Raw genomic sequence first — 18,714 nt, forward strand, 5'->3', positions numbered from 1 at the left:
AACCGAAACTTCCGGTGCACTGTCGACTGTCTATTCGGACTCGAGGGCCGCAAGGACCGCTTTTGCGGTTGCCATTCCGATGCCGGGCACTTCGGTGATCTCCTCGACCGTGGCCTGCTTCAGCTTGGCCACCGACCCGAAATGGGTGACCAGCGCGGTCCGGCGCGCCGTGCCGAGACCCGGCACCGAGTCCAGCGCCGAGGCGGTCATCCGGCGCGAGCGTTTGCTGCGATGGAAGGTGATGGCGAAGCGGTGCGCCTCGTCACGCACCCGTTGCAGTAGATACAGCGCCTCGCTGGTGCGCGGCAGGATCACCGGATCGCTCTCGCCCGGCACCCACACCTCCTCCAGCCGTTTGGCCAGGCCGATCACCGCGACATCGGTGATGCCCAGCTCGTCGAGCACCTCGGCGGCCGCCGCCACCTGGGGCGCGCCGCCGTCCACGACATACAGATTGGGCGGGTAGGAGAACTTGCGCGGGCGGCCGGTGCGGGGATCGATACCGGGAAGGGAGGTCAGGTCGAGCGCGTCGTCGTCGGGTCCCGAGGCAGCGAGATCTTCGTGCTCCATCTGGTCGCGCTCGCGGCGCAGCTTGAGGAACCGGCGGCGGGTCACCTCGGCGATGCTGCCGACGTCGTCTGAGCGGCCCTCGCCGGCCGCTTCCTTGATCGTGTAGTGCCGATAATCGGACTTGCGGGCCAGACCGTCCTCGAAGACCACCAGCGAGGCCACCACGTCGGTGCCCTGCACATGGCTGACGTCCACGCACTCGATGCGCAGCGGCGCGGTGTCCAACTCCAGCGCGTCCTGGATCTCCTGCAGCGCTTGCGATCTCGAGGTCAGGTCACCCGCCCGCTTGAGCTTGTGCTGGGCCAGCGCCTCCATCGCGTTGCGCTGCACGGTCTCGGCGAGCGCCTTCTTGTCCCCGCGCTGAGGTACCCGCACCTTCACCGCCGAGCCGCGCAACCCCGACAGCCAGTGCTGGACCTGGTCGACGTCGGCGGGCAGCTCGGGCACCAGCACCTCGCGCGGCACCACGGCGGCGGGCTGCTCGCCTGCCGCCTGCTCGGCCACCGCGACCTGCTCACCGTAGAACTGGGTGAGGAACTGCTCGACCAGCGCGGCGAGCTCACCGCCCGCCTCGGGGACGTCGACCGCGTCACCCGATTTGTCGACCACCCACCCGCGCTGGCCGCGCACCCGGCCGTCGCGCACGTGGAACACCTGCACCGCCACCTCCAGCTCGTCGGTGGCGAAGGCGATCACGTCGGCGTCGGTGCCGGTGCCCAGCACCACCGCCTGCTTCTCCAGAGCGCGGCGCAGCGCTTGGACGTCGTCGCGTAGCCGGGCGGCGACTTCGAAATCCAGATCGTCGGCGGCCTGGTGCATGCGGCGCTCCAGCTCCCGGACCAGGCGGTCGGTGCGGCCCGCGAGGAAGTCGCAGAAGTCCTCGACGATCGCCCGGTGCTCCTCGGCGCTGACCCGCCCCACGCACGGCGCCGAGCACTTGTCGATATAGCCGAGCAGGCAGGGACGCCCGATCTGGCGGTGCCGCTGGAAGACTCCGTTGGAGCAGGTGCGCGCGGGAAACACCCGCAGCAGCAGATCGAGCGTCTCGCGGATGGCCCAGGCATGCGCGAACGGCCCGAAGTAGCGGACACCCTTGCGGCGCGCGCCGCGGTAGACGAACAGCCGCGGATACTCTTCGTTCAGGGTGACCGCGAGCACGGGGTAGGACTTGTCGTCGCGGTAGCGGACGTTGAAGCGCGGATCGAATTCCTTGATCCAGTTGTATTCCAGCTGCAGCGCCTCCACCTCGGTGGAGACGACCGTCCACTCGACGCTCGCGGCCGTGGTGACCATCTGCCGCGTCCGCGGATGCAGGTTCGCGACGTCGGCGAAGTAGGAGTTCAGTCTGCTGCGCAGGCTCTTGGCCTTGCCGACGTAGATCACCTGTCGATGGGCGTCCCGGAACTTGTAGACACCGGGTTCGACGGGAATCGTGCCCGGCGCGGGCCGGTACGTCGCTGGATCTGCCACCCATCCAGCCTATCGGCGCGGTCGGACACGATTCGTCCGCAGCCCACGCCTCTGTCGAGCGGAGGCCGGGCCGCCTGTCGAGCGCGGCCGGCGGCCCGGCCACCGCGACGCTCGGGACGGCTCAGGGCGCGCGGACGCCGAACCACGCCTTGGCTTCCGGGCGGCACAGCAGGTACACGACAGCGCCCGAGGTAGCGAGCGAATAGCCCGCGGCGACGACGCCGACGACGGGCGGGACGGTCGCGAGGTCCCTGATCGCCCAGCACCCGAGGACCGCCTGCAGGAGGGCCAGCGTGACCGTCAGCCTGCGCACGCTGTGCGCTCCTTCGGTGAACCCGAGCACGAGAAGGCCCAGTGCCCAGGCCACGCAGAACTGGGTGGACGCCGTGGCGGCCGCGTCGCCACCGCGCGTCAGATTCATCAGCACGGGATAGGCGAGTCCGAAACCCGCCATCCCGGCGATCGCTTCCCGCACATCCCGAACCGACTCCGGCATGGCCGTTTCCACGCCGATGTACGGCTCCTCACCGGAGAACGCCAAGCTCACAGCCGTACCCCCGTTGGTACCGAACCTTTCGGCGCAACCTGCGAATACGCCGAAATCGCACCGTAACACGATGACCTCCCCCACAAGCCGGACTTCGGCAAATGGGCTCGCGACATCGGCGTGCGTGGCGCGCACCGAGCGGCCGGGGAACTACTCCACGAGGCCGTGCCGCCGCAGGGCGGCCATCAGCGCGTCCGGACGCTCGGCGGTGGGCAGGGCCTCCACCAGAGCGAATCGGCTGCCCACCGCCTCGGCGCCACCGTCGGCCTCGGCGCTGTCGCCGATCATCAGCGCCGCCTCGGCGGGCACGCCCAATTCGCCGAGAGCGGAGTGGAAGATCTCCGGATCGGGTTTCATCACACCGACCTCGTAGGAGAGAGTGAACGCACCGACCAGCCGATCCCAGCCACGCGCCGCGAACGACGGACGGATGTCGAACGGGATGTTGCTCACCACCGCGACCGGAACGCCTTGTGCCGCCAGATGGTTCAGGACGGCCTCGCTGTCGGGGTACGGCGTCCACTCCAGTGGGTCGAGCAGGCGGGCATACAGCCGTTCGGCATCCTCGTCGGTGGGCACGCCCGAAGTGCGCAGCACGTGCATCATCACCTTGCGGTGCAGCGCCGGGTCCAGGTCGCGGTGGTCCCACGCGTACTGCGTCTCGGCGTCGAATTCGGCGATGTGGTCGACCGGCGCCGTCATCCGCCGCATGATCTCGGCCTTCTCGCCCACGTCGAACGCCCGGCCGTCCGGCCAGGTCAGATCCGCGTACCACGATTCGTCGTCCTCCAGCCGGAACAAGGTCCCGGAGAAGTCGAACAGCACCGCCTCGATCGCCACCCGGCCAGCCTACCGACGGATCGCCCGGCACCTCCGCCGCGCACGGGACGATCGCACCCGTCATCGGCTCGACACACGCTGTGGTCAGGGCGATTTCGCCCGTGGGAAGGAAACCGGCGCGGCTGTCGGCGCCGGGGGTTAGAGTCCGGGCATGGGGCGCAAGCGAGGAAGTTGGGTCGCCGCCGCGGCGGCGTTCGCACTCACCGTCGGAATGGCCACCGCCTGTTCGTCCGGCGAGAACGGGGCGGGCGGTGTCTGCGAGACAGTTCCTAACGGCACCCCGGTCGCCGCAGGCGCGACGGACCCGGCGGGCAGCGGCAGCAAGGATCTCAGCACCAACCCGGAAATAGCGACCGGCTATCGCGCGAACATGACGCCGGTGCGCACGCACACCTTCGCGGTGTCGACGGCCAACCCGGTGTCGACCAAGGCCGCCTGCGAGGTCCTGCGCGACGGCGGCACCGCTGCGGACGCGTTGATCGCGGCGCAAACGGTGCTCGGGCTGGTCGAACCCCAGGCCTCCGGCATCGGCGGCGGCGCGTTCCTGCTCTACTACGACGCGAACACCAAGACCGTGGACGCCTACGACGGCCGCGAGGTGGCCCCGGCGGCCGCGACCGAGAACTACCTGCGCTGGATCAGCGACACCGACCGCACCGAGCCCAAGCCGAACACGCGGGCCAGCGGCCGCTCCATCGGCGTGCCCGGCGTGCTGCGGATGCTCGAACTGGCACACCGCGACCACGGCAAGACCGCGTGGCGCGAGCTGTTCGACCCCGCTATCGGTCTCGCCGATCAGGGCTTCCCGATCAGTCCCCGCCTCGCGGGCCAGATCGCGGAGTCGGCCAAGGACCTCGCGGCGGACGAGGACGCCAAGGCGTATTTCCTCAACCCGGACGGCAGCCCGAAGGCCGCCGAGACCGTGCTCACCAACCCCGCCATGGCCAAGACGCTCGGCGCCGTCGCCACGGACGGCGCCCAGGCCTTCTATACCGGCGCCATCGCGCGGGACATCGCCGCGGCGGCGGGCCGATCCTCCGGCGGGCGCACCCCGGGCGTGATCACGACCGAGGACTTGGCCGGCTATCAGGCCAAGAAGCGCACCGCCTTGTGCACGAGCTACCGGGAACACGAGATCTGCGGCATGCCCAGCCCCTCGTCCGGCGGCATCGCCGTCGCCGCCACGTTGGGCATCCTGGAGAACTTCGACCTGGCCACCATGCGGCCGGACAACATCGACCGCAACGGCGGCAAGCCCGATCCACAGGCCGTGCACCTCATCTCGGAGGCCGAACGCCTCGCCTACGCCGACCGCAACAAGTACGTGGCCGACACGGATTTCGTCCCGTTGCCGGGCAATTCGGCGCAAACCCTGCTGAACCGGGATTATCTGCGGCAGCGCGCCGGGCTGATCGATCCCAACCGCAGCATGGGCACCGCGCAGCCCGGTGACTTCGGCCCCGTGCCGCTGGGCGTCGGCCCGCAGCCGCCCGAGCACGGCACCAGCCACATCTCGGTGGTCGACGAGTACGGCAACGCCGCGGCGATGACCACCACCGTCGAGTCGGCGTTCGGTTCGTTCCACCTGGTCGACGGCTTCGTGCTGAACAACCAGCTCACCGACTTCAACGCCGAACCGCTGGGCGCCGACGGCGTGCCGATGGCCAACCGGATCCAGCCGGGCAAGCGCCCGCGCAGTTCGATGAGCCCGACGCTGGTGTTCGGCAAGGCCCCCGACGGGTCGCGCGGCGAACTCACCCATGTCGCCGGCTCGCCCGGCGGTTCGGTGATCATCCAGTTCGTGGTGAAAACGCTGGTCAACATGTTCGATTGGGGTCTGGACCCGCAGCAGGCGGTCTCCGCGGTCGCGTTCGGCGCCGGGAACAGTCCGTCCACCGGCATCGGCGGTGAGCACCCCGCGATCAACGCCACCGACAACGGTGATCACGACCCGCTCGTGCTCCGCCTGCGGCAGCTGGGCCATCAAGTCTCGGTGGCACCACAGGTCAGCGGCCTCAGCGCCCTGAAACGCACCGGCACGGACGGCTGGATCGGCGGCGCCGACCCTCGCCGCGAAGGCGCGGTCCTCGGCGACACCCACTGATCGGCCCGCAGCGGCGAGCTAGGTCGCGCACCGCGAGTGCGCCGTCACGAATCGGCGCACTCGGCGAGGGGCGCGGTTACGGCGTCCGCATCATCGGATACACGACCGGCCCCCTGCCGATCCTCAGCTCGCCCTGCGGCTCGAACCCGAACCGCTCGTAGAAGGGCACGGTGGCGCTGGTGTTGGAGATCAAGAAGCAGTGCTGGTCGGCCGCCGACAGCCGCCGCTCGAGCAGCGCGGTCGCCAGCCCGCGCCCTTGCGCGCCGGGCAACGTCCCGATGGCGGCCAGGTACAGGTGTGGCGTCGCCGGTCGCGCGTGCTCCATCTGCCTGCCCGCGGCCAGCGCACGCGCCGCACCCCGCCCCAAGGCGCGCAGCAAGGTCAGCGGCTTCGCCATCGGCGACACCACGTTCGCGGGCTCCCACAGCGCCAGGCAGGCGAGGTTGCCCTCCGCGTCGTGCGCGAGGTCGACCAGCCCGTTGCTCCGGCGCGAGGCGATGCGCGAATCCCAGAACAGCGGCAACGCTTTTCGCCGCCGCGGCGAACCCGGCCAGAAGTAAGTCATCAGTGGATCGTCGGCGAAAGCCGCCGCGAGAACGAACGCACCCGACTCCATACCGGCGAGGCTAGACCAGCGTCCGCGCTCACGCGAGGCGGACCGGCGAGGCTAGACCAGCGTCCGCACTCACGCGAGGCGGACCGGCGAGGCTGGACCAGCATCAGAGCTCACGCGAGGCGAACGGTTCGGGGCGAATACCCGGCCCGCTCACTCGCTCCCGGAATACTTCGCGCCGAGTTCACGCAGCCGGGCCATCGCCCGCGCCGCGTGCTCCTTGTCGTTGGAGCGGATCGCCAGCATCGGGACGTAGTCGTCATCGACCAATTCCAGGCGCGCCCAGGACTTTCGATCCGGAAACGACACACCCCGAATGTAGTCCCACGGAAAATCGTTGTCGCCCAAGATGTTTCGCACCGACACGCCCCGCGCACCGGCCCGCACCCGCGGCCTGGTCAGCAGCAGCACCGCGGCGGCGCCGAGGACACCGATCCCGATCATCGCGATCTGATCGGCCACCCGGAAGTTGACGCCGGTCGATCCGCTGCGCAACCAGATACCGCCCGCGGTGAACGTGGCCGCCACCAGCACCGCCACGATCCAAGCCGTCCGCACCGCGCGCCGGGGCCGCACCTCGAACTCCCACTCGGACTCGTCGCCTGCCGTCGCGGGCGATCCCACGTTCCTGCGGAAGATACGGACGACCGGCATCGCTACGCGGACTGCCGCAGGGCGCGCAGCGTCAGCGCGGCGTCCAACGCCGCGGCGGCCGCCTGCTCGCCCTTGTTCTCGTGTGACTCCGGCAGCCCGGCCCGATCCAGGGCCTGCCGCTCGTTGTTGGTGGTCAGCACCCCGTTCGCGACCGGCGTGCCCTCGTCCAGCGAAACCCGGGTGAGCCCCGCGGTCACCGCGTCGCAGACGTACTCGAAGTGCGGCGTGTCACCGCGGATCACCACGCCGAGCGCCACCACCGCGTCGTGCGACTTGGCCAGTTCCTGGGCCACCACCGGCAGCTCCATGGCGCCCGCGCAGCGCACCACGGTGATCTGCTGGACGCCCGCGTCCTTGGCCACCCGCTCCGCGTTCGCCAGCAGGGTGTCGCAGATCTGGGTGTGCCAGCGCGAGGCGACGATGCCCAAGGAGAGCTCCTTGGCGTCGGCCAGCGCGAAGGTCGGTACCCCGGTACCGCTCATCGATGTCCGCCTTTCCGGTTTGCTCGCAGTTCAGTGCGCCGTCTCGCCCAGATCGAGCTCGTCGAGCCCGATCAGGTCGTGCCCCATCCGGTCCCGCTTGGTCCGCAGGTAGTGCAAGTTCTCCGCGTTCGCGCGCAACGGCATCGGCACCCGCTCGGTGATCCGCAGGCCGTAGCCGTCCAAGCCGACCCGCTTGGCCGGGTTGTTGGTGAGCAACCGCATCGAGCGGAGACCCAGATCTACCAGGATCTGCGCGCCGGTGCCGTAATCGCGCGCATCCGCGGGCAGGCCGAGTTCCAGATTCGCGTCGACCGTGTCGTGACCGGAATCCTGCAGCTGGTAGGCCTGCAGCTTGTGCATCAGGCCGATGCCGCGCCCTTCGTGACCGCGCATGTACAGCACCACACCGCGTCCCTCGGCCGCCACCATCTCCAGCGCCGCGTCCAGCTGTGGGCCGCAGTCGCAGCGCAGCGTCCCGAAGACGTCGCCGGTCAGGCACTCCGAGTGCACGCGCACCAGGACGTCCTCGCCGTCGCTGATGTCGCCGCGCACCAGCGCGACGTGCTCCACCTCGTCGTAGATGCTCTGATAGCCGACGGCCATGAACTCGCCGTGCGCGGTGGGGATGCGCGCCTCCGCGACACGCACCACGTGCTTCTCGTGCCTGCGCCGCCACGCGATCATGTCGGCGATCGAGATCAGCGCGAGCTCGTGCTCGTCGGCGAAAACGCGCAACTCCTCGGTGCGGGCCATGTGGCCCTCGTCCTTCTGGCTGACGATCTCGCAGATCACGCCCGCCGGGCGCAACCCGGCCATCCGCGCCAAGTCCACGGCCGCCTCGGTGTGGCCGGGGCGGCGCAGCACGCCTCCGTCCTTGGCGCGCAACGGCACCACGTGGCCGGGCCGGGTGAAATCGTCGGCCTTCGCGTCGGCGTCGGCCAGCAGCCGCATGGTGGTGGCGCGGTCGGCGCCGGAGATACCGGTCGTCACGCCCTCGCGCGCGTCCACCGAGACGGTGTAGGCGGTGCCGTGCTTGTCCTGATTCATCGCGTACATCGGCGGCAAGCCGAGCCGGTCGCAATCGTCACCCGTGAGCGGCACACAGATGTAACCGGAGGTGTAGCGGATCATGAAGGCGACCAGCTCCGGGGTGGCCTTCTCCGCCGCGAAGATGAGGTCGCCCTCGTTCTCGCGGTCCTCGTCGTCGACTACGACGACCGCTTTACCGGCGGCGATATCGGCGACTGCGCGCTCGATGCTGTCGAACCTGGTCACGTCTGCTGTGCTCCATCTCGAAATAGGTGCCTCACCACAGTACTGTGTTGGATTTGCAGCGCCTGCGGCGCTGCGTGTTCGCGGCCCCCTTGTGGCTCGCGTCCGAGCGACCGCCGCCGGCGACTTCGTCGCGGACGCGGCGGCCGCTCGGACGCGAGCCGGGCCGCGAACGGCGCATGCTCGGTCTCGCTTCGCTCGGAAGACGGAGTGAGGTTCGTCTGGTCGCGCGAGTTGGTGAGCGCCGGACCCGTATGTTCGGCGCTTCCCTGCGCTCGGTGAGAGGGCTGGCGGCGGTTGGTATTGCTGTCCGGTGGACACGACGGGCTCAGCCACGGCGCGGGCTGCGCCATTTCACGCTCACCAAGCGGAGTCTTTTCGCGCTCATGGCGCCCCGCATGCCCGTCGCTCCAGGGTGTTCGGCGGGTGGGCGAGCACTCGCGGCTGCCGGATTGCGGGCGTGAAGGCTTTTTGTATTCGCCGATTCCCGGCGCTCCGCGAGGGCGTAAGCGCTTCGCACGCGCCCCCGCCACGCACCCTCGTCCGGCGCGGACGGGGACGAGCGGGGTCACGGCTAGCCGCGCTGCTGGAGGCGTTCGACGTACTTGGCGATCACGTCGACTTCCAGGTTGACGGTGGTGCCGACGGCGGCGAAGCCGAGGTTGGTCAGCGAGAGTGTGGTGGGGATGAGGGAGACTTCGAACCAGTCCCGGCCGCCGGTCTCGGCGGGTTCGTCGGAGACGCCGAGACCGGAGACGGTGAGCGAGATGCCGTCGACGGTGATCGACCCCTTCTCCACGACGTAGCGGGCGATGTTCTCCGGCAGCGAGATCCGGACCACGTCCCAGTTCTCCGACGGGGTGCGCGAGAGCACGGTGCCGGTGCCGTCGACATGTCCCTGGACCAGGTGGCCGCCGAGCCTGCTGTTCAGCGCCGCGGCACGCTCCAGGTTCACCTTCGAACCGACGTCCAGCTTGCCGATGCTGGAGCGGTTGAGCGTCTCGGCCATGACGTCGACGGTGAACGAGTCGCCGCCGACCACGTCCACAACGGTCAGACACACCCCGTTCACGGCGATCGAATCACCGTGTCCGGCATCGGAGGTCACCAGCTTGCCCTTGATCGTCAGCCGCGCGGCGTCGGTCAGCTGCTCGCTGGCGACGATCTCGCCGAGCTCCTCGACGATGCCTGTGAACATGTGCTTCGACTCCCTGTCGCGTCGTTGTCCTCGAGTTCCGGAACAGCGCGAGTCCCGGCCGCTATTCCCGCGCCCCTCAGCCTAACGACGCCGGGTCGTAGGAGGTAGCGGCGTTCCGGGTTCGCGCGCAGACGGAGCAGGCTCCGGGTCCTGCGAGGCAGGAAGCAAACCGCCGGGCGGGGAGAGCCCGCCGGAACCGGCCGGTCCCATCGAAAGTGGAACAAAATATCTCCACACGCGCCGCATTCGCCGGGCGATACGGGATCGGGTATTCGTTCGGCGCCTTTCGGCGTACCGTGCGAATTAAATGCTCCCGAGCGTGCCTGATTCATTGTCGATACCCGAAAGAAACACGGTTATAACGCAGTTTCCGCGCGCCTGCGATGCGCGAAAGCGATATCGTTATGCGGCTGACTTCTCGTGTTCAACTTTTCGCACAAGTAGTTCGATGCGCCGCTCTACCTGGGCCACGGCGTACGCTCGCGCGGCCAGCCGCACGACTTCACTACTCGAGAAAGCCGGAGACGACAGTGGGACAAATCTGGTCGGACACAGTGGGAGGCGCGGTGTGACCACTTTTCTCGATTCGACGCCGGAAGTTCGCTGCCTGCGGTATCGCCGCGAATTCCAGCTACCCGCATCGATGGATCCCGGTTCGCACCGTATTCTCCTGCACATCGGCGTCGACTACGGCGCGGTCACCATGCCCGCCGAACTCGGCGAGCAAGTGCTGCGACGACTCGTCCAGGACGGAATCGCCGGACCGGTCGTCGACCACCCGCGAGCCAGGCACTGGACCTTCCTCACCGGCCCCGCCGGGCCCGATGCGTTCAGTCCGGCGGTCTCGGCCGAATTGTTCCGGCTCTACGCGGCGGTGGCCTGCGCGGGCAGTCAAGTGGTGCTGCCCTCACCGGACGACGAGCGCACCGGCTACCGCGTCTGGATCCGGCAGCCGGAGACCGGCGCACGCCGCCCGCCGCTCAGCGCCGTGATCGCGACGATCCGCACGGTCGCGACACGCAAAACCCGGATCGGGTAGGACTTTTCAGCGCGCCCACGCCGAGGCCGCCTGCCTGCGCAACTTCTCCACGGTGGCCCCGGGGTCGGCCGTGCTGTAAACCGCGGACCCGGCGACGAAGCAGTCCACGCCTGCCTCAGCGGCCGCCTCGATGGTGTCGGCGTTGATGCCGCCGTCGATCTCGACCAGCAGCCGCAGCTCACCGGCATCGACCAGGTTGCGCACGATGCGCGCCTTCTCCAGCACCTCGGGGATGAACGACTGCCCGCCGAAACCCGGTTCCACGCTCATCACCAGCAGCGTGTCGAATTCACGCAGGATCTCCAGGTACGGCTCGATCGGCGTGCCCGGCTTCACCGAGAGCCCCGCCTTACTGCCCGCGGCGCGGATATCGCGCGCGACCGCGATCGGATCGTCCGTCGCCTCGGCGTGGAAAGTCACGTTGTGCGCGCCCGCCTCGGCGTACGGCGGCGCCCAGCGGCCCGGGTCCTCGATCATCAGGTGGCAGTCCAGCGGGATCTCGGTCGCCTTCAGCAAACTTTCGACCACGGGAAGCCCGATTGTGAGATTCGGCACGAAGTGCGCATCCATCACGTCCACGTGCAGCCAGTCCGCGCCTGCTACGGCGCCCGCTTCCTCCGCGAGATGCGCGAAGTCGGCGGAAAGGATGGACGGGGCGATCATCGGAGCGGCCGGACGCGGGTAAGTCGGGTTGGACACAACGCCGGAGTCTAACGGTACCCAGGATTGTCCAGGGCGGGAGTGGGTAGCCTGCATAGGGTGATCAATATTTCGGCGGAACAGGGGCTCTACAGCACCCCGGTGGAGATTCGGGTGGCGGCGTCGGTGACACAACTGCCCATCGTGCGTGGGCTCGCCGAAACCCTCGTCCTACTCAGCGAATTCACGCTGGACGAGGTGGCCGACATCCGGCTGGCCGTCGATGAGGTCTGCTCGACGCTGATCGCGGTCGCGGCCCCGGAAACGAGCCTGAACTGCCGGTTCACCGTCGGTGACACCGAACTGCGCGTCCGGGTGGAGGGCATCGCGGAGAAGCCGGGACTGCCCGACCAGCGCAGCTTCGGCTGGCACGTGCTGCGCACCCTCACCGACACGGTCGAGGCGACACAGGATTCGTTCGATGCGACGGTCTCCGGATATCCGACGACGGTCGAGTTTCGTCGGGTCCGGGGGAAGGCGTAGTGGCGGACGAAGAAACCGTGTTCGACGCACAGCGCGACGACGACTCCGACACCCTGACCGCGGAGGACGCCGTCGAAGACAGCGAAACCCTGGAAGAAGAGACCGAAACCCTGGAGGCGGCCAGTGCGGTCCCCGGCTACGACGACGTCGGCTTGCTGTTCGAGCAACTGGCGAGCAGCGAAGCCGGGACGGCGCGGCACACCGCCTTGCGCGCGGAACTGATCAGCCGCTGCATTCCGCTAGCCGACCACATCGCCCGCAAGTTCAGCGGGCGCGGTGAACCGTTCGACGACCTGACCCAGGTGGCGCGGGTCGGCCTGGTGCACGCGGTGGATCGTTTCGACGTAGAACGCGGCTCGAACTTCCTGTCGTTCGCGGTGCCGACCATCATGGGCGAGGTCCGCAGGTACTTCCGCGACAACACGTGGGCGATGCGGGTGCCGCGCCGGGTCAAGGAGACCCACCTACGCATCGGCGCCGCGATCGACAGCCTGTCGCAGACCCTCGGTCGCTCGCCCACGGCGAAGGAGATCGCAGCGGAGCTCGACGTCGATCCGGACGAGGTGACCCAGGCGGTGATCGCGGGCAACGCCTACCAGCCGAGCTCGATCGACGCGGCCACGCTCGGCCGGGACACCGACGCCTCGCTGCTGGACACCCTCGGCGAGGAGGAGTCCCAGTTCGACCGCGTCGAGGAGTACGTCGCGATACGGCCGCTGCTGGCCGGGTTGCCCGAGCGGGAACGGCGCATCCTCACCATGCGGTTCTTCGAATCGATGACCCAGACCCAGATCGCGCAGCAGATGGGCATCTCGCAGATGCACGTCTCGCGCATCCTCGCGAAAACCCTTGCCCGGCTGCGGGAACAGTCCAGCCGGGAATGAGCGGACTCAGCGGGCCTCGCGCTCCCGCAGCTTGCGCACCTTCGCCGGGGCGGTGATCCACCACGCGTCGTCGAGCAGTTCCCGCAGGTGGTCGGGCGCGACGCGATCCAGGTCGATCAGGATGTAGGCGTAGCCGTCGTAATGCGGCGTGGTGTAGAAGGCCGGATCGCCGGAGGCGAGCAACGCCTCCTTCTCGGCGAGGTCGCAGGCCAGGACGAGACCGCCTTCGGCCTCGCTGCGCAGCCGGGCGAATCCCTTCCCGCCGACCTTCAGCGCCGGGCTGCGCCACCAGGTCGATTCCGCCACCTCCGGAAGTTCGGTCGCCATCGCCACCACGTCCTGCCAGGTCATCGTCATGTGCCGAGTGTGCGGCACCACGCGCCGCACGGCTTGGACGAATGGAATGCCGCTCAGCGCGGCTTGCGCAGCGCGGCCAGGAACATAGCGTCGGTGCCGTGCCGGTGCGGCCACAGCTGCGCCCCCGGTCCGTCGCCGACATCGGTGACGCCGGGTAGCAGCTCTCGGGTGTCGAGTTGCTCGGCACCCAGGCGACGCACGGCGTCGGCGACGATCGACACGGTCTCCGCTAGATGTGGCGAGCAGGTCGAGTACACCACCACCCCACCCGGGCGCAGCAGATCCCATGCCGCCGCGAGCAGTTCGCGCTGCAAGACGACCAGTTCACGGACGTCGGCCGGGGTGCGCCGCCAGCGCGCCTCGGGCCTGCGGCGCAGCGCACCGAGTCCGGTACACGGGGCGTCCACCAGGATGCGGTCGTAACCGGGAGTCAATCCGCTGGCCCGACCGTCGGTGACGTGGACGTCGACCGGCAGGTCGTGCACCGCCTTGCGCACCAGTTCGGCGCGGTGCGCGGCGGGCTCGACCGCGTCCACCCGGAAGCCGTCGATCGAGGCGATCGCCCCCAGCAGCGCGGCCTTGCCACCCGGTCCCGCGCACAGATCGAGCCAGCGCCCGGTGTCCGGACCCTCCAGTTCGGCCCTGGTCAGCGCCAGGGCCACCAACTGGCTGCCCTCGTCCTGTACGGCTGCCATGCCCGCGCGCACCGGCTCGAGCTTGCCCGGGTCCCCGCCGTCCAGGTAGACCGCGTACGGCGACCAGCGCCCTTCCTCACCACCGGTCACCAGCGCGAGTTCCTCCGCGGTGATGTCGCCGGGGCGGGCCACCAGGTGCACCAGCGGGCGCGCGTCGTCGGCGGCGAGCACCTCGCCCAGCTCCCCGGCCCGCGCCCCCAGCGCGTCGGCGAACGCCTGCGCGATCCATGCCGGATGCGCGTACTCGAACGCCAACCGGCCGACCGGGTCGGCGGGCGCGAGCGCCTCGACCCACTCTTCCGTCGTCCGCTCCGCCGCCCGCCGGAGCACGGCGTTGACGAAACCTGCCTTGCCCGTGCCGAATTCGGCGCGCGCGAGCGCCACCGAGGTGTCCACGGCGGCGTGCGCGCCGATCCTGGTGCGCAGCAACTGATAGACGCCGAGCCGGAGCACATCCAGCAGGGGGCCGTCGATCTCCTCGATCGACCGGCCCGCGCCTTCGGCGATCACCGCGTCGAGCAGGCCGAGCGAGCGGCACGCGCCGTAGGCGAGTTCGGTGGCCAGTGCGGCGTCTCGCCCCGACAATCCCCGTTCGCGCAGCAGCACGGGCAGCACGAGGTTGGCGTAGGCGTCGCGCTCCCGGACCGCGCGCAGCACATCCCTGGCGACCGACCGCGGCGGATCGGCGGGCGCTTGACGATGCGGACGCCCGGCGGCCTTGGCCTCCTGACGCGCACCGGCTTTGGACCCGGAAGCCGGACGCCCGGCGGAGGAACGGTCCGCTCGGCCCGTCGCCGCGCGTTGTCCCGTGGCGCCGCGCCGTTCGTCGCGGTCGCGGCCGCCCGCCTCGGCTCGCCCGCTGCCGGTGCGCTGATCGGCCGCCCGTGACCGGCCCGCACCGTTGCGGTCCCGCCGAGGGCCGCCCTGCGCGGGAGCCCGGCCGGACTCGCCGGAACGATTCGGCGCGGACGCGCGGTCGTCGCGCCGCCGGTCGCGTGCGTCGTCGCCGCCGGCCCGATTGCCCCGCGGCGTCATTCGACCACCGTGCCGGGCTGCAGGCGGGCGCCGCGCGCCCAGTCGAGCGCGGCCATCATGCGCTTGCCTTGCGGCTGCACCTGGTCGAGCCGGACGGCGGTGGTGGCGGTGCCGACGAAGACTCCGGACTTGCGGACCTCGATCACGCGCTCCGGCAACTCCTCCTCGACCAGCTCGACCGGTCCCAGTTTCAGCCGGGTGCCGCCGACCTCCGTCCACGCCCCCGGAGCCGGGGTGACCGCGCGAATCCGCCTGCTGATGGCCAGCGCCGGTTGATCCCAGCGCACGTGCCCGGCCTCGACACCGACCTTCGGCGCGTACGAAACGCCGTCGGTGGGCTGGGCGACCGCCTGCAACGTCCCGTCCTCCACTCCGTCGAGCGTCGCTTCCAGCAGACGGGAGCCGCTGTCGGCCAACCGCTGCAGCAGGGTGCCCGCGGTGTCGGTGACGGCGATCTTCTCGGTCACCATGCCGAAGACCGGACCCGTGTCCAGCCCGGCCTCGATCTGGAAGGTCGAGGCGCCGGTGATCTCGTCACCCGCATCGATCGCCGCCTGCACCGGCGCCGCGCCCCGCCACGCGGGCAGCAGTGAGAAATGCAGGTTGATCCAGCCGAAACGCGGGATGTCGAGCACCGGCTGGGGCAGCAGCGCGCCGTAGGCGACCACCGGGCAGCAGTCCGGCGCCAAGTCGGTGAGTTGCGCGATGAATTCCGGCTCCGACGGCCGCCGCGGGGTGAGCACCGGGATGCCGTGCTCGTCGGCCAGCTGACCGACGGGCGACCTGGTCACCTTCCGGCCACGCCCCGCCACCGCGTCGGGCCGCGTCACGACGGCGATCACGTCGTGACGCGCCGATTCCAGCAAACGCCGCAGCGACGCAACCGCAGGCTCCGGCGTCCCCGCGAAGACAACGCGCATCAGCGGACGACCCCGAACGGGTTGGGCCGCCCCGCGCCGCTCATCGAGCGGGCCGGGCGCACCGTCGTTCCCGCGGTGAACCAATCGGATTCGCGGATCACCCGCATCGCCTCCTTGCGCTGGGCCGGGTCGAGACGGTCGATGAACAGCACACCGTCGAGGTGATCGGTCTCGTGCTGCACGCAGCGCGCCAGCAGGCCCTCCGCCTCGAACGAGACCGGCGCGCCGTCGACGTCCACACCGGAGGCGCGCACCCGCAACGCCCGGCGCGTGTCGTAGCGCACCCCGGGAATGGACAGGCATCCTTCCGGGCCGACTTGCTCTTCGTCGCCGACGACCTCCCACTGCGGGTTCACCAGATGCCCGGCGGCATCGCCGGTGTCGTAGACGAACACGCGCAGCCCGACCCCGATCTGCGGCGCGGCCATCCCGACCCCGCCGTCGTCGTGCATGGTCTCGGTCAGGTCGGTCACCAGCTGCCGCACATCGCGGTCGAACGCGGTGACCTCCGCGGCGCGGGCACGCAGGATGGGATCGCCGAACAGGCGAACAGGCTGGATGGTCACGGCTGGCTCCCGGAAGCGGACGAATACGGTCGCCCCATTCTAGTGAGACGACCGCAAATCCCCGATTCACCAGCCCGAAGCTGGTAGAACTCCTATGCGGTCCGGGCGGGGTGTCGATCCCTCCGCCCGGCCGCCCGGAAAAGGCCTGGTCAGCGACCCGTCGGTGACACCTGACCTGCTTCCCACCTGCAGGTTCACAACACGTCGATGCATTTCACGACCGAACGTAACGGGATTGTGGTGACGGCGTCAACACCGCAGGTCAGAACAGTTTCGGGCTCCGCCGTGGTGACGGCGTCACCAGTGAAGTGGTGACGCCGTCACCACCCACCGACCAGACGTCCATGCGCATCTCGATCCCGCACCGGTCCACTGTGCGCGACGGGGGTGCGCATCGGTCTGGGTGTACCACGCCACGGACCTGTCCGCTGTTGCGGCGGTGGCCCGGTAGTAGTCCAGCAGGCGATCCCGTCGGGGTGGGTCGGTCGGCGTGGACGCGTAGGCACGCAGCAGATGGTGTATTCGGTTCAGTGCCGCCTGCCCGGCCAGCTGTCCAACTCCGCCGGTCGGCACACGGCCGAGTCGGATCTCTGGGCTCGATGTCGGTGTCGTGCCGGTCAGTCGGCGTCGCGCGTTGCTTGATTGATGAGTACTTCGGCGGTCGCTCGGGCGTGGGCCCAGGGTGCCGGATCGTCGAGGGAGGTGGAAAGGGCTGCCGCCCCCTCGTAGAGGAGGGCGAGCTGGTTGCCCAGCAGCTGCGGGTCCGCGGCGCCGGCTCGTCGGGCGAGCTCGGTGAGTCCGTCGATGTAGTTCCGCTTGTGGGCGTGGACGATGTCTCGAACGCCGGGCATGCTGTCGGCTGCCTCGACCGCCGCGTTGTGAAATGGGCAGCCGCGCATGGGTGTGTCCGCGCGGCGTGGGCTGTCGAACAATGCGAGCAGCAGCGCACGCGGGCTCGGATCGGAGTCCGGCGGTGGCGCGTCGGTGGGGTCGCCTGCGCGTTGCCGGAGCATCCGCAGATATTCCTCCACCAGCGCGGTCTTACTCGGGAAGTGTTGGTAGAGAGTCCTTTTCGAGACAGACGCTTTTGCCGAGATCAATTCGACGCCGGTAGCGTTGATGCCTTCGTTGTAGAACAGCTCCGCAGCTGCGTGCAGGATGCGCTGACGCGCGCCGCGCCCTCCCCGACGGGACGGCGCCTGGGTACTGGTGAGCGAAGCCATGAGTTAAGTATACCGATCTGTTTACAAGTAAGCGGAGGCCGAGTAGCGTCTCACCCAGAAAGTACACCAATCGGTTTACATCAGGAGGAAGCTCATGACTCGAGCCAGCGGAACCTTGTACACAGACGCGCCGACGAAATCCGTGTTGATCGGCACGACGCGGTTCGCCTATCGCGAGCTTGGTCCCGATACCGGCGTACCAGTGGTCTTCTTGAACCATCTGGCCGCGAACCTGGACAACTGGGATCCCCGAGTGGTCGACGGCATCGCGGCGAAGCACCGCGTGATCACCTTCGACAACCGCGGCGTAGGCGCGTCCGAAGGCACGACACCGGACTCGGTGGAAGCGATGGCAACGGATGCCGTCGCGTTCATCCGCGCATTGGGCTTCGACCATGTCGACCTTCTGGGATTCTCCCTCGGCGGGTTCATCGCGCAGCAGATCGCGCACAACGAGCCGGCGCTGGTTCGAAAGCTGATTCTCGCGGGGACGGGTCCGGCGGGAGGTGAAGGCATCGCCGATGTGACCTCGGTGACCTACCGCGACACATTCAAAGCGGTAGCCACCTTCAAGGATCCGAAGGAGTACCTGTTCTTCACCAGAACCGCGAACGGCAAGTCGCAGGCCCGTGCGTTCGTGAAACGTTTGAAGGAACGCGCAGTCGACCGCGACAAGGCGATCGCGCTGCGAACTTTCCGCATTCAGCTCGCGGCGATCCACGCGTGGGGCCTTCAGCAGCCCTCCGACCTCAGTCGCATCCCCCATCCCGTCCTGGTGGCCAATGGCGACGACGACCGAATGGTGCCCACCAGCAACTCATTCGCTCTGGCACAACGTCTTCCGAATGCCACGCTGCGGATCTACCCCGACGCCGGACACGGCGGCATATTCCAACACCACGACAAGTTCGTCGGAGAAGCCCTCGACTTCCTGGCTTCATGAGAAGCACCACCGGTCCCGCGAGGCGCTGCTGCCGCTCGATCAGCGTGAATCGACGAACTCGAAGCCCTCCCGATAGCGGCAGGACAGAGAAACAGAGAAAAAGACACTCCAGCGAGCGGA

General features: G+C 69.2%; 19 protein-coding genes. 5 read left to right on the forward strand and 14 right to left on the reverse strand.

Annotated elements, in window-relative coordinates; translation table 11 throughout:
• Window positions 1-30 precede the first annotated feature (30 nt).
• The 3 genes from uvrC to IU450_RS06435 form a co-directional block, all read right to left on the reverse strand.
• Window positions 31-2,040, reverse strand: a complete 2,010-nt coding sequence (uvrC, locus tag IU450_RS06425) for an excinuclease ABC subunit UvrC (protein ID WP_195148868.1) — start codon at window positions 2,038-2,040, stop codon at window positions 31-33.
• Window positions 2,041-2,161: 121 nt separating this feature from the next.
• Entirely contained in the window at window positions 2,162-2,587 is a 426-nt protein-coding gene (locus tag IU450_RS06430) for a hypothetical protein (RefSeq protein ID WP_195148869.1), read from the reverse strand.
• Between the two features lie 150 nt (window positions 2,588-2,737).
• Window positions 2,738-3,427, reverse strand: a complete 690-nt coding sequence (locus IU450_RS06435; protein WP_195148870.1) for an HAD family hydrolase — start codon at window positions 3,425-3,427, stop codon at window positions 2,738-2,740.
• 151 nt (window positions 3,428-3,578) lie between these two features.
• Here IU450_RS06435 and IU450_RS06440 point away from each other — a divergent pair, with 151 nt between their 5' ends.
• A complete protein-coding gene (locus tag IU450_RS06440) occupies window positions 3,579-5,531 on the forward strand; it encodes a gamma-glutamyltransferase family protein (protein ID WP_195148871.1) in 1,953 nt (650 codons plus the stop codon).
• Window positions 5,532-5,607: 76 nt separating this feature from the next.
• Here the strand turns inward: IU450_RS06440 and IU450_RS06445 are convergent, their stop codons facing one another.
• The 5 genes from IU450_RS06445 to IU450_RS06465 all read right to left on the reverse strand — a co-directional run bounded on the left by IU450_RS06445 (window position 5,608) and on the right by IU450_RS06465 (window position 9,750).
• Entirely contained in the window at window positions 5,608-6,147 is a 540-nt protein-coding gene (locus IU450_RS06445; protein ID WP_195148872.1) for a GNAT family N-acetyltransferase, read from the reverse strand.
• Window positions 6,148-6,297: 150 nt separating this feature from the next.
• A complete protein-coding gene (locus IU450_RS06450; RefSeq protein WP_195148873.1) occupies window positions 6,298-6,798 on the reverse strand; it encodes a PH domain-containing protein in 501 nt (166 codons plus the stop codon).
• A gap of 2 nt (window positions 6,799-6,800) precedes the next feature.
• Window positions 6,801-7,280, reverse strand: a complete 480-nt coding sequence (gene ribH / locus IU450_RS06455; RefSeq protein WP_195148874.1) for a 6,7-dimethyl-8-ribityllumazine synthase — start codon at window positions 7,278-7,280, stop codon at window positions 6,801-6,803.
• A gap of 30 nt (window positions 7,281-7,310) precedes the next feature.
• Window positions 7,311-8,555 (reverse strand): bifunctional 3,4-dihydroxy-2-butanone-4-phosphate synthase/GTP cyclohydrolase II, encoded by a 1,245-nt coding sequence (locus IU450_RS06460; RefSeq protein WP_195148875.1) that lies wholly within the window; start codon window positions 8,553-8,555, stop codon window positions 7,311-7,313.
• Between the two features lie 571 nt (window positions 8,556-9,126).
• Complete coding sequence (locus IU450_RS06465; protein WP_195148876.1) at window positions 9,127-9,750, reverse strand: riboflavin synthase; 624 nt, start codon at window positions 9,748-9,750, stop codon at window positions 9,127-9,129.
• A gap of 568 nt (window positions 9,751-10,318) precedes the next feature.
• Here IU450_RS06465 and IU450_RS06470 point away from each other — a divergent pair.
• On the forward strand, window positions 10,319-10,789 hold the full coding sequence (locus IU450_RS06470; RefSeq protein WP_195148877.1) for a hypothetical protein: 471 nt from the start codon (window positions 10,319-10,321) through the stop codon (window positions 10,787-10,789).
• Window positions 10,790-10,795: 6 nt separating this feature from the next.
• On the opposite strand, the gene rpe is transcribed toward IU450_RS06470, so the two are convergent.
• Window positions 10,796-11,452: a ribulose-phosphate 3-epimerase gene (rpe, locus tag IU450_RS06475; protein ID WP_195149552.1), complete on the reverse strand. Its 657-nt coding sequence runs from the start codon at window positions 11,450-11,452 to the stop codon at window positions 10,796-10,798.
• A gap of 96 nt (window positions 11,453-11,548) precedes the next feature.
• Here rpe and IU450_RS06480 point away from each other — a divergent pair, with 96 nt between their 5' ends.
• Window positions 11,549-11,971, forward strand: a complete 423-nt coding sequence (locus tag IU450_RS06480) for an ATP-binding protein (RefSeq protein ID WP_195148878.1) — start codon at window positions 11,549-11,551, stop codon at window positions 11,969-11,971.
• Window positions 11,972-12,060: 89 nt separating this feature from the next.
• Window positions 12,061-12,855 carry an RNA polymerase sigma factor SigF gene (locus tag IU450_RS06485; protein ID WP_267470518.1) on the forward strand — a complete coding sequence of 265 codons (795 nt, stop codon included), beginning with the start codon at window positions 12,061-12,063 and terminating at the stop codon, window positions 12,853-12,855.
• A gap of 6 nt (window positions 12,856-12,861) precedes the next feature.
• Here IU450_RS06485 and IU450_RS06490 read toward each other — a convergent pair whose 3' ends face one another.
• The 5 genes from IU450_RS06490 to IU450_RS06510 all read right to left on the reverse strand — a co-directional run bounded on the left by IU450_RS06490 (window position 12,862) and on the right by IU450_RS06510 (window position 17,651).
• Entirely contained in the window at window positions 12,862-13,212 is a 351-nt protein-coding gene (locus IU450_RS06490; RefSeq protein ID WP_195148879.1) for an MmcQ/YjbR family DNA-binding protein, read from the reverse strand.
• 53 nt (window positions 13,213-13,265) lie between these two features.
• Window positions 13,266-14,942, reverse strand: a complete 1,677-nt coding sequence (locus IU450_RS06495; protein WP_228834164.1) for an RsmB/NOP family class I SAM-dependent RNA methyltransferase — start codon at window positions 14,940-14,942, stop codon at window positions 13,266-13,268.
• Window positions 14,939-15,862 (reverse strand): methionyl-tRNA formyltransferase, encoded by a 924-nt coding sequence (fmt, locus tag IU450_RS06500; RefSeq protein ID WP_195148880.1) that lies wholly within the window; start codon window positions 15,860-15,862, stop codon window positions 14,939-14,941. Before fmt ends, IU450_RS06495 begins: the two co-directional genes overlap by 4 nt.
• Entirely contained in the window at window positions 15,862-16,428 is a 567-nt protein-coding gene (gene def / locus IU450_RS06505) for a peptide deformylase (protein WP_195148881.1), read from the reverse strand. Before def ends, fmt begins: the two co-directional genes overlap by 1 nt.
• A 617-nt stretch (window positions 16,429-17,045) precedes the next feature.
• Window positions 17,046-17,651: a TetR/AcrR family transcriptional regulator gene (locus IU450_RS06510; RefSeq protein WP_195148882.1), complete on the reverse strand. Its 606-nt coding sequence runs from the start codon at window positions 17,649-17,651 to the stop codon at window positions 17,046-17,048.
• A 94-nt stretch (window positions 17,652-17,745) separates the two neighbouring features.
• On the opposite strand from IU450_RS06510, the gene IU450_RS06515 reads away from it, so the two are divergent.
• Window positions 17,746-18,594 carry an alpha/beta fold hydrolase gene (locus IU450_RS06515; RefSeq protein WP_195148883.1) on the forward strand — a complete coding sequence of 283 codons (849 nt, stop codon included), beginning with the start codon at window positions 17,746-17,748 and terminating at the stop codon, window positions 18,592-18,594.
• The last annotated feature ends 120 nt before the right edge of the window (window positions 18,595-18,714 follow it).

This window comes from Nocardia abscessus, from assembly GCF_015477775.1.
Classification (GTDB): domain Bacteria; phylum Actinomycetota; class Actinomycetes; order Mycobacteriales; family Mycobacteriaceae; genus Nocardia; species Nocardia abscessus_A.

Excerpts from the sequence above, each read along its gene's own strand:
- rpe (WP_195149552.1), bottom strand. The coding sequence starts at position 11,452 with ATGATCGCCCCGTCCATCCTTTCCGCCGACTTCGCGCATCTCGCGGAG.
- IU450_RS06495 (WP_228834164.1), bottom strand. The coding sequence starts at position 14,942 with ATGACGCCGCGGGGCAATCGGGCCGGCGGCGACGACGCACGCGACCGG.
- fmt (WP_195148880.1), bottom strand. The coding sequence starts at position 15,862 with ATGCGCGTTGTCTTCGCGGGGACGCCGGAGCCTGCGGTTGCGTCGCTG.
- IU450_RS06465 (WP_195148876.1), bottom strand. The coding sequence starts at position 9,750 with ATGTTCACAGGCATCGTCGAGGAGCTCGGCGAGATCGTCGCCAGCGAG.
- IU450_RS06450 (WP_195148873.1), bottom strand. The coding sequence starts at position 6,798 with ATGCCGGTCGTCCGTATCTTCCGCAGGAACGTGGGATCGCCCGCGACG.
- IU450_RS06515 (WP_195148883.1), top strand. The coding sequence starts at position 17,746 with ATGACTCGAGCCAGCGGAACCTTGTACACAGACGCGCCGACGAAATCC.
- IU450_RS06440 (WP_195148871.1), top strand. The coding sequence starts at position 3,579 with ATGGGGCGCAAGCGAGGAAGTTGGGTCGCCGCCGCGGCGGCGTTCGCA.
- IU450_RS06490 (WP_195148879.1), bottom strand. The coding sequence starts at position 13,212 with ATGACGATGACCTGGCAGGACGTGGTGGCGATGGCGACCGAACTTCCG.
- IU450_RS06510 (WP_195148882.1), bottom strand. The coding sequence starts at position 17,651 with ATGGCTTCGCTCACCAGTACCCAGGCGCCGTCCCGTCGGGGAGGGCGC.
- IU450_RS06445 (WP_195148872.1), bottom strand. The coding sequence starts at position 6,147 with ATGGAGTCGGGTGCGTTCGTTCTCGCGGCGGCTTTCGCCGACGATCCA.
- ribH (WP_195148874.1), bottom strand. The coding sequence starts at position 7,280 with ATGAGCGGTACCGGGGTACCGACCTTCGCGCTGGCCGACGCCAAGGAG.